Raw genomic sequence first — 3,575 nt, forward strand, 5'->3', positions numbered from 1 at the left:
CGGAATAAAGGAATGTACTTCAGCATTTTGCCTTGCGGTGCTGACGCAAGTAGACAGTGCCCAGCCCAAAGAGGGCGAGCAGCCCCACGGGGAGCAACCCCCAGCGCCCGGCCCAAGCGGCAAAGGGTGTCGCCCCGAGACGGCCTTGCACGCGGCCCTCCAGCACGCCACGAGCTTGGGTGGGCAAGCGGTTTTGCACCACGCCACGGTGATCAATGAACGCGCTTGTCCCGGTGTTGGTGGCGTGCAGCACGGGGCGTTGCAGCTCCAAGGCCCGCATGCGAGCAATCTGTAGGTGCTGATCCAAAGCCACCGTGGGGCCAAACCAAGCCAAGTTGCTCAGGCTGGCCAACATCGTGGGCGCTGCGGCTTGATCGACAAAGCGCGTGGCCATCTCTTCGCCGTAGAGGTCTTCGACGCAAATACTCGGCCCAATGCGTTCTTGGCCGACCGCGAAGGACGGGGCGGCAAGGACGCCGCGATTGAAATCGCCCAGCGGGATCTGCAACAGCTCGACAAACCAGCGAAAGCCGAAGGGCACGAACTCACCAAAAGGCAGCAGGTGGTGTTTGTCGTAGCGGTAGGCCCCGGCGGCTCCACCGCCAAGCCCGACCACGGCATTGCTGTAGCCCAGACGGCGATTGCCCAAAGGCATGCCAATCAAGGCGTGACGTGATCCGGCAGCACTCGGCTCGAAGCTCGCGGCCAAGCTTTCCCACCAGCCGTGGGGCAACTGTTGTGGCAAGAGCGGAATGGCGGTTTCGGGTGTGACGATCAGATCGGCGTCGATGCTTTTCAGCTGCTCGGCGTGCCACTCGAGACCTGCCTCGATGTGATCAACATCAAATTTTTCATCTTGGGTGACGTTGCTTTGCAACAGCGCGACCCGCAAAGTGCCACTCGGTTGGGTGAAGTCCACGCTCAAAGCTTGGGTGATCGGCGCAGTCCATGTGGGGGGCAAGGCCATCACCACGCTCAAGCCGATCACCGCCGCCCCCACCGTGCTGCGCCAGCGCTTGATCTGCGCCGCCAGCAAGGCCGCCCAAGCGATGGCGACAAAACCGATGCCGTGGACGCCGATCCAAGGGGCCAAGGCTGAGAGCAGGCCATCGACATGGGCATAGCCGGGCGCGGCCCAAGGGAAGCCGTCCAGCAAAGTGGCGCGGCCCAACTCCGCCAACAACATCCAAAAAGCGAAACCGCTATAGCGGCTGCGCACGTAGCCCATGGCGGCCAACGTGGGAAAGAGCGCCAGAAAAGCCGTGAGCAGCGCCACCGCTGCGGCGGACTCTAGGCTGGATAGATGACCGTAGCGATGCAGGCTGATGAAGATCCACCACAAACTGCCCGCCAGCCAAGCCCAGCCGAAGCAGAACCCGCGCAGTGCCGCTTGCCCCAGCGATGCCCCTTGCAAACTCAGCGCAAGCACCGCCCAAGCAAGCAGTTGAAGACCGGGTAGGGGTTCGGGGGCGACGGCGAGGGCTTGCGCGCCACCGGCAAGCGTCGCTGCACCGGCCCAAGCCGCCGAGGCGTATCGACGCTTCATGCTTCAGTGGCTGGCGCAGGCGCGGCCGTGACCTTGAACCAGCGCACTGCACCGCCTCGGGCCAGCATCACTTCAAAAGCCAGCCCGGCCAGCCGCAGGCTTTCACCGCGACGCGGTACCCTGCCCAGAGTTTGGGCCACCAGACCCCCGATGGTTTCTAGGTCATCGACCGGCAGACTTTCGCCAAAACAGCTGTTGATGTCGGCGATCAAGGCGCTGCCTGCCACCCGGTGGCTGCCGTCGGCCAGCACATGGATGCCGTTCTCGCTCACCCGGTCATCGAACTCATCTTCGATCTCGCCGACGATCTCTTCGAGCACGTCTTCGATGGTGAGCAGCCCGGCCAAGCGGCCGAACTCGTCGATTACCAAGGCTAGGTGGTTGCGGCTGGCGCGGAAATCACCCAAAAGCTCATTGAGGCTTTTGGATTCGGGCACAAACAAGGCCGGTCGCAGCAAGGCGCGCAGATCAAGCTCAGGTCGGCGCTGGCGCTTGAGTAAGTCTTTGGCCATGAGGATGCCGATGACGTTCTCGGGCTCGCCTTCGTAGACTGGAAAGCGCGAGTGGCCGGTGTCGATCACCTTGGCGAGCAAAGCGTCGTAGGGCGCGGCGATATCGAGCACGTCCATGCGCGGTGTGGCCACCATCACATCCCCCGCGCTCAAGTCGGCCATGCGCATGACCCCTTCGAGCATCAAGCGGGATTGCGGCTCGATCAAATCGCGCTGCTCAGCTTGGGCCCATGTCGCCATCAACTCTGCTTTGGAGTCAGGCCCAGGGGAAAGAAATTCGACCACCCGCTCAAACAAGCTACGGTGGTCTGGACTGGACTGAGGTTCGGACACGGGCGCATGTGCCAAGAATGAAGAAGGGCGCAGGATACCCGATGGCCGTGTCGATTACAGTGTTCAGCCTCTCTACCTAGATAACACCGCCCACACTGCCATGACTCAAGGTCTGATCCCCGTCACCATCCTCACCGGCTTCCTCGGCTCGGGCAAGACCACTCTGCTCAAGCGGCTGTTGTCCGAAACCCACGGCCAACGCATTGCGGTGATCGAGAACGAATTCGGGGCCGAGAACATCGACAACGACATCTTGGTCACCGACAGCGAAGAGCAGATCGTGCAGATGAACAACGGCTGCATCTGCTGCTCGATCCGCGAGGACTTGCGCCAAACCTTGAGCGACTTGGCCGCCAAGCGCCGCAAGGGCGAGCTCAAATTTGACCGGGTGGTGATCGAAACCACCGGCTTGGCCGATCCCGGCCCCGTGGCGCAGACCTTCTTCATGGACGACGAGGTGGCCGAGAACTACTTGCTCGACGCCATCCTGACCCTGGTCGATGCCAAGCATGCCCCGCAGCAGCTCGATGATCGCCTAGAGGCAAGACGTCAGATTGGTTTTGCCGATCAGATCTTTCTCAGCAAGACCGATCTGGTCGATGCAGCGGCCGTGGACGATCTGGCGGTGCGCATTCGCCACATGAACCCGCGCGCGCCGCAACACCGTGTTCACTTCGGTGAAGTGCCTTTGACGCAGGTCTTGGATCTGCGCGGCTTTAATCTCAACGCCAAACTTGAGATCGCCCCAGATTTTCTTGAGGACGACGCCGCGCACGGCCATCATCACCATCATGACGACGATGTGAAATCGTTCGTCTTTCGCTCGGAGCGCGCTTTTGTGCCCGCCAAGCTGGAAGATTTCTTGGGCGGCATCGTGCAGGTCTATGGGCCGCGCATGTTGCGCTACAAGGGCGTGCTGAATATGAAGGGCACGGCGCGCAAGGTGATCTTCCAAGGCGTGCATCAATTGATGGGCAGCGACCTCGGCCCAGCTTGGCCCGCAGGCGAGCCCAAGGTCAGCAAGATGGTGTTTATCGGCATCAACCTGCCCCGCGACTTGTTTGAACAAGGTCTTACACAGTGTTTGGCCTAAACCCGGCGGGATCAAGCAAGCCTGAAAGCGAGATCGCTACAATCCGCGCGCCCCACGGGATGACCCATCCCGAAAGACTTCGGTACATTGT

Annotated in this window: 3 protein-coding genes; 1 reads left to right on the top strand and 2 read right to left on the bottom strand. The window is 61.6% G+C overall.

All coding sequences use genetic code 11. The features are described 5' to 3' along the window. Positions 1-19: 19 nt before the first annotated feature. Positions 20-1,546 (bottom strand): apolipoprotein N-acyltransferase, encoded by a 1,527-nt coding sequence (gene lnt, locus AC3VI7_RS12400; protein ID WP_489668073.1) that lies wholly within the window; start codon positions 1,544-1,546, stop codon positions 20-22. After that, positions 1,543-2,298, bottom strand: a complete 756-nt coding sequence (locus tag AC3VI7_RS12405) for a CorC family transporter (protein ID WP_489668072.1) — start codon at positions 2,296-2,298, stop codon at positions 1,543-1,545. Before AC3VI7_RS12405 ends, lnt begins: the two co-directional genes overlap by 4 nt. Positions 2,299-2,491: 193 nt before the next feature. Between AC3VI7_RS12405 and AC3VI7_RS12410 the strand changes: the two genes are divergently transcribed. Beyond that, positions 2,492-3,484 (top strand): CobW family GTP-binding protein, encoded by a 993-nt coding sequence (locus AC3VI7_RS12410; RefSeq protein WP_489668071.1) that lies wholly within the window; start codon positions 2,492-2,494, stop codon positions 3,482-3,484. Positions 3,485-3,575: the final 91 nt, after the last annotated feature.

It is taken from the genome of Leptothrix toolikensis (SeqCode) (genome assembly GCF_057922285.1).